This window comes from Synechococcus sp. H60.1 (assembly GCF_047462335.1).
GTDB lineage: Bacteria > Cyanobacteriota > Cyanobacteriia > Thermostichales > Thermostichaceae > Thermostichus.
In genome coordinates this window covers 1-6,122 of sequence record NZ_JANSJA010000208.1, presented here as the reverse complement: position 1 = coordinate 6,122, position 6,122 = coordinate 1, and the positions used below count along the sequence as shown (strand labels likewise).

4 protein-coding genes are annotated in these 6,122 nt (G+C 61.3%); 3 read left to right on the top strand and 1 reads right to left on the bottom strand.

What is annotated here, in order from left to right; genetic code table 11:
* Together NW852_RS10365 and NW852_RS10360 are read left to right on the top strand one after the other, a co-directional pair.
* A partial coding sequence (locus NW852_RS10365; RefSeq protein ID WP_414426716.1) for an AtzE family amidohydrolase occupies positions 1-1,264 on the top strand: 1,264 nt, incomplete at its 5' end.
* Between the two features lie 308 nt (positions 1,265-1,572).
* Positions 1,573-2,370, top strand: coding sequence for a hypothetical protein (locus NW852_RS10360; protein WP_414370423.1), 798 nt, complete (start codon positions 1,573-1,575; stop codon positions 2,368-2,370).
* A 1-nt stretch (position 2,371) separates the two neighbouring features.
* Here the strand turns inward: NW852_RS10360 and gcvP are convergent, their stop codons facing one another.
* Positions 2,372-5,302, bottom strand: coding sequence for an aminomethyl-transferring glycine dehydrogenase (gcvP, locus tag NW852_RS10355; protein WP_414370421.1), 2,931 nt, complete (start codon positions 5,300-5,302; stop codon positions 2,372-2,374).
* Between the two features lie 214 nt (positions 5,303-5,516).
* Here gcvP and psbU point away from each other — a divergent pair, with 214 nt between their 5' ends.
* A complete protein-coding gene (psbU, locus tag NW852_RS10350; protein ID WP_414366594.1) occupies positions 5,517-5,879 on the top strand; it encodes a photosystem II complex extrinsic protein PsbU in 363 nt (120 codons plus the stop codon).
* Positions 5,880-6,122: the final 243 nt, after the last annotated feature.

The following is a 6,122-nucleotide window of genomic DNA, read 5'->3' as shown; positions in this document are numbered from 1 at the left end:
TGCCTTTACAGCCGTGCTGGAAGCATCGGCCCTGCAGGCGGCGGAGCGGCTGGATCGACAGGTGGCCAAAGGGATCCCGGTGGGCCCCCTGGCGGGGGTGCCTTTTGCCGTCAAGAACCTCTTCGACGTGGCTGGCCTCACCACCCTGGCCGGTTCGGCGATCAACCGCGAGAACCCCCCGGCCACCCAAGATGCCACGGTGGTGGCCCGCCTCAAGCAGGCAGGGGCAATCCTGGTGGGCACCCTCAACATGGACGAGTACGCCTACGGCTTTGTAACCGAAAATAGCCACTACGGCCCCACCCGCAACCCCCACGATCTCAGCCGCAGTGCCGGCGGCTCTTCGGGTGGCTCGGCAGCAGCCGTGGCCGGGGGCTTGGTACCTCTCAGCCTGGGCAGCGACACCAACGGCTCGATTCGGGTGCCCGCCGCCTTGTGCGGCATCTACGGCCTCAAGCCCACCTATGGCCGTCTGTCGCGGGCAGGAGTAGCCCTGTTGGCTCCCAGTTTCGACCACGTGGGCCCCTTGGCCCGTTCGGTGGCCGATCTCGCCCTCAGCTTCGATGCCATGCAAGGGCCGGATCCCCAGGATCCCGTCTGCGCTCGCCGCCCTGCGGATCCCACCTTTGGGCAATTGGGGCAAGGGATCCAAGGCTTGCGCATTGCCGTGGCCGACGACTACTTCCTGCGGGGAGCAGAGCCCCACATCCTGGCCGGCGTGGAAAAAGTGGCCCAGGCCCTGGGAGCCCAGCAAACGGTGCGGATCCCGGAGGCCGAGCGCGCCCGCGCCGCTGCCTTCCTGATCACGGCTGCCGAGGGAGCCAACCTGCACCTGCATCACCTGCGAACTCGTCCCCACGACTTCGACCCGGCGACCCGGGATCGCCTTTTGGCTGGCGCTCTGCTGCCCGCCAGTTGGATCGTGCAGGCGCAGCGCTTTCGCCGCTGGTATCGCCAGCAGCTTCAGGCCCTCTTTCAAGAGATCGACCTGTTCATCGCCCCCACCACCCCCTGCTCTGCCCCCTTGCTTGGCCAAGAGAAGATGGTGATCGCTGGGGTGGAAGTCCTCACCCGGCCCAACCTGGGTCTCTACACCCAGCCCCTCTCGTTTGTCGGCCTGCCGGTGCTGTCGGTGCCGCTGCGCGAGAGCGGATCCCTGCCCTTTGGCGTCCAACTGGTGGCTGCCCCCTACCAAGAGGCCAACCTGTTGCGGGCCGCCGCCCATCTGGAAGCGCTGGGGATCCCGGAGGCGCAGCCTGCCTGAGCCAGCAGAGGCCCCCTTTCAGGTGCGTTTGAACCATATCTGGTGTTTTTTAATTTTAAATGCTCTGCTCCAGACGCTAAATGTGTGAGCCCCTCAATGGGAGTAAAAATGTGCTACTCTTGAGGGCCGTTTTTGCCAGAGAGTTTGAATCCTGTCGGGGCAGGACGTGAGCTGCTTGCCTAGAGAGAGGAAAATCTTAAAGTAAAATTAATCCCCCAGTTGTTGTAGCGAATAACCTCTTTTCCGGGTTGGGTCGATAGAATGAACGGCATAAAATAGACACGGCACCCCCACCTGGACTCTACATCATGGATCACCCCACTTCTCTGGCCCAGCGCTACATGGAGGTATGCAAGGCTTACCTTGCGCTCAACGAAGCCTTTGCCAAATTGGATCAATCCTACAGCCGCCTGCAGGAGAGCTTCAGGGAAATTCTCGGCCTAGCCAAGAAGGCTTGGGTTCAACTGCCTATCCTACGACAGCAGGTCGAACAGTTACAACAGTGCGTTGAACAGAGGGATTGCTTGATTCGTTCCCTGCGAGAAGAACTGCAGGAGAAAGAAGCTCGACTAGGCGAGCTAATTGCCAACTATGACCAAGTCTGTTATGACCTGGACTCTACCAAGGCAGATCTGTTGAGCGCTCAGGCGTTGATTGAAAAACTGAAAGCAGAAAATGCCCAACTTTTGGAACAGGTGAGTCGCCTCACCAGTTTGGAGGATGAATTGGCAAGCTTAACAGAACGGCTGAACCAAGCAGAGGCAGCCCGCCAAGCGTTGGAGGCCCGCAACCGTGAGCTGGAAGCAGCTCTGGGAGAGCGAGATCGGCAAATGGATAGCCTGCAAGGGCGGTTGGTGCAATTGGAGCGAGAGAACGCCTCGCTGAAGGCGCAACTGTCTCAGGTGGCTGACCTGCTTACCGAGGCCTCGATCGAGCTCCTGCAAGAAACGGAGAGGGCTGTTGAGGCCGATAAGGAGGTGCTGCCGCAGGTGCTGGCTTCGCTGCCAGAGACTGAGCGCCTTGTGCAAGAGACTAGGCGCCTTGTGCAAGAGGCCGAGCAGCTCATTCCCTCTTCCTCAGAGCTGGACCAGCCGCAGGCAGCTTAATTCAGCCTTCCAGCCAAGGTTGACAGCTGCACACCAGGTGACGATCCCCATAGGCGTTGTCGATGCGGCTGACGCTGGGCCAGAACTTGCGCTCCTTGACCCACGGGAGGGGATAGGCGGCTAGGGATCGAGGGTAGGGGCGATCCCAGTGATCGGCGGCCACTACCTCGGCGGTGTGGGGGGCAAGTTTAAGGGGATTGCGCACGGGATCCATCTCGCCCCGCTCAATGGCAGCAATCTCCTGGCGAATGGCAATCATTGCCTCGCAGAAGCGATCCAGCTCTTCTAGGGATTCGCTCTCAGTGGGTTCCACCATCATTGTCCCCGGCACTGGCCAGGAGATGGTGGGGGCGTGGAAGCCGTAGTCCATCAGCCGCTTGGCTACATCCTCGACCTCAATGCCGGCGCTTTTCTTGAGGGGGCGCAGATCCAGGATGCACTCGTGGGCCACCCATCCCCCTGGCCCTTTGTAGAGCACCGGGTAGTAGGGATCCAGCCGCTTGGCGATGTAATTGGCGTTGAGGAGGGCCACTTGGGTAGCTAGGGTAAGGCCGGCGGATCCCATGAGGCGGATGTAGGCCCAGGCAATGGGCAGGATGCTGGCGCTGCCCCAGGGGGCAGCACTGACCGGGCCGTTGCAACCAGGCAAAAACGGGTGACCGGGCAAATGCGGCAGGAGATGACGGGCAACGGCAATGGGCCCCACCCCCGGCCCGCCGCCGCCGTGGGGGATGCAGAAGGTCTTGTGTAGGTTGAGATGGCAGACATCGGCTCCCAGCTCCGCAGGACGGCAGAGGCCCACCTGGGCGTTGAGGTTGGCCCCATCCATGTACACCTGCCCCCCGGCCTCGTGGATTATCTGGCAAATCTCGCGGATCCCTTCCTCAAACACCCCATGGGTGGAGGGGTAAGTAATCATCAGGGCGGCCAGCCGTTCCCGGTGCTGCTCCACCTTGGCCCGCAGGTCTTCGAGGTCGATGTTGCCGGCCCTGTCGCAGGCTACGCTCACCACCTGCATCCCGGCCATGACAGCGCTGGCGGGGTTGGTGCCATGGGCGGAGGTGGGGATCAGGCACACCTGGCGCTGGCTTTCCCCGCGGGCCTGGTGGTAGCGACGAATGGCCAGCAAGCCGGCATATTCCCCCTGGGATCCGGCGTTGGGCTGGAGGGAGACGCCGGCAAAGCCCGTGATCTCTGCCAGCATTCGCTCCAACTGGGCAAAGAGGGTTTGATAGCCGCGAGCTTGTTCCAGAGGCGCAAAAGGATGGAGCTGGGCAAACTCCGGCCAGGTTATGGGCAGCATCTCGGCTGTGGCGTTTAGCTTCATGGTGCAGGAGCCCAAGGGGATCATGGAGTGGACAAGGGAGAGATCCCGGCTCTGCAGGCGGTGGATATAGCGCAGCAGCTCCGTTTCCGAGTGGTAGCGGTTAAACACCGGATGGATGAGGTAGGGGGTGGTGCGCAAGAGCTGAGGCGGCAGGCTTTGGTGGGGATCCGAACTCAGGCCTTCGGGATCCCAGGCTGGCTCCTTGGAGCCAGCGAAGATTTCCCAGAGATCGCGCAGATCTTGAGAGGTGGTGGCCTCGTCCACGCTGATCCCTAGAGTTGTCTCGTCGATCCGCCGCAGGTTGATGCGCCGCTGGGCGGCCCGCTTTTGGATCTGGCCGACCTGTTCGGGTGACTCTGCCTTCACCCAAAAGGTATCGAAGAAAGACTCTGGCCCCACCCTGTAGCCCAGATCCCGGATCCCGGCGGCCAGGTGATGGGCCTGGCGATGGATGCGTTCGGCAATTTGCCGCAGGCCGCGCGGGCCGTGATAGACGGCATACATGGAGGCCACCACCGCCAAGAGCACCTGGGCGGTGCAGATGTTGCTGGTGGCCTTGTCGCGGCGGATGTGCTGCTCCCGCGTTTGTAGGGCTAGGCGCAGGGCCGGCCTGCCCTGGGCATCTTGGGAGATCCCCACCAGCCGCCCCGGCAGCAGCCGTTTGTGGGCCTCGCGGGTGGCAAAGTAGGCAGCGTGGGGGCCGCCGTAGCCCAGGGGCACCCCAAAGCGCTGGGTGGATCCCACCACAATGTCCGCTCCCCACTCCCCTGGCGGTTGCAAGAGAGTCAGGCTGAGCAAGTCGGCGGCTACGGCCACCACCATCCCTCTTTGGTGAGCCTGCTCCACCAGGTCGCGGTAATCCCGGATCTCTCCATAGGTGTTGGGATACTGTAAGAGCACACCAAAGCCGTTCTCCAGCTCTAACTGAAAAGGATCCGCCACACGCACCTGGATCCCCAAGGGCTCTGCCCGCGTCTGCACGACGGCAATGGTCTGGGGATGGCAGCCGCGATCCACCCAGAAGACCTGGGATCCCTTGCCTGCCAGGGCATAGGCCAGGCTCATAGCCTCAGCGGCAGCAGTGGCTTCGTCCAGCAGGGAGGCATTGGCGATCTCCATGCCTGTTAGATCGATCACCATCGTCTGGAAATTGAGCAGGGCCTCTAGCCGCCCCTGGGCGATCTCCGCCTGGTAGGGGGTGTACTGGGTGTACCAGCCGGGGTTCTCCAGAATGTTGCGCTGGATCACCGGCGGCGTCAGGCAGTTGGAATAGCCCATGCCCAAAAAGGAGCGCCACACCTGGTTCTGGGCCGCCATTGCCCTCAGTTCTGCCAATACTTGCTGCTCACTGCTGGGGGATCCCAGGTGCAGGGGTCGGCTGCTGCGAATCGCCGCCGGCACCGCCTTATCCACTAATTCCCGTAGAGAGCTCAGCCCCAAGGCCTGCAACATCTGACGGATTTGCTGGGCGTCTGGCCCGATGTGCCGCCAGACGAAGAGTTCTCTCTGCTCTAGCAGCTCCAGCTCTGGATCGGCGGCAGAGAGGGGTTGAGACGTCTCCCGGCCAGAGGGGCTGAGGGGATGGAGGATGGTGGAGTCGGACATGGGGCAAAACAAAAGCGATGAGCAGTTGGTCAGCCGCCAAAAGGCTATTCCCCGATCATAGTTGTTAAAAATTATTTCTGACGGGATCCAAATCTGAATCTGGGTCTCGATTCGGGGTAGCGGGGATGAGACACTGAATGGTCGGAGAATGTTAGCGACCTATCCCCTGAGCGTTGTCATGACTGCTTTCAACCTTGTCTGCAAAGGTGGTGCTATGCGTCGGCTGTTGTCTGCTTTGGTGTCTATCCTGTTGATGCTCTGTCTGTGCTTGGCCCCCTTGGGGATCCCGGCCGTGGCGGCAGAGCTTCCGCCGGTGAAACATCTTGACACTCCCATCGATGTGAACAACACCATCCTGCGCAACTACCGCCAGTTGCCTGGCTTCTATCCCACCCTGGCCCGTATTCTGGTGAAAAATGCTCCCTACAACAGCCTGGAGGACATGCTGCGGATCCCAGAATTGACGGAGCAGCAGAAGGCCCTGATCAAGGCGAACGCGGAGAACTTCGTGTTTGGGGAGTACCAAGAGGGGGCCAACCAACTGGAAAATCGGATCAACCAGGGGTACTACGGCTGATCCTGGCAGAGTCTGCAGAAGAGAAGGCTTTCTGCTTCTGTGCAACTCTCAAGAGGGAAGGGATCCTGCGGCCCGCAAACTGGATTAGAGGTTGGTGGTTGGCTTGCCAACTGCAGGATTACCCAAAGCCTGCTCCGTACTACTCGGCGGTTGGAGTCGGGTAGTTTACTCTCTATCCCTCGTCGCCAGAGCACCCCTCAGGTTTTGATGGCCTTAACGTAAGGTGCGGAATTCCCCACCGTA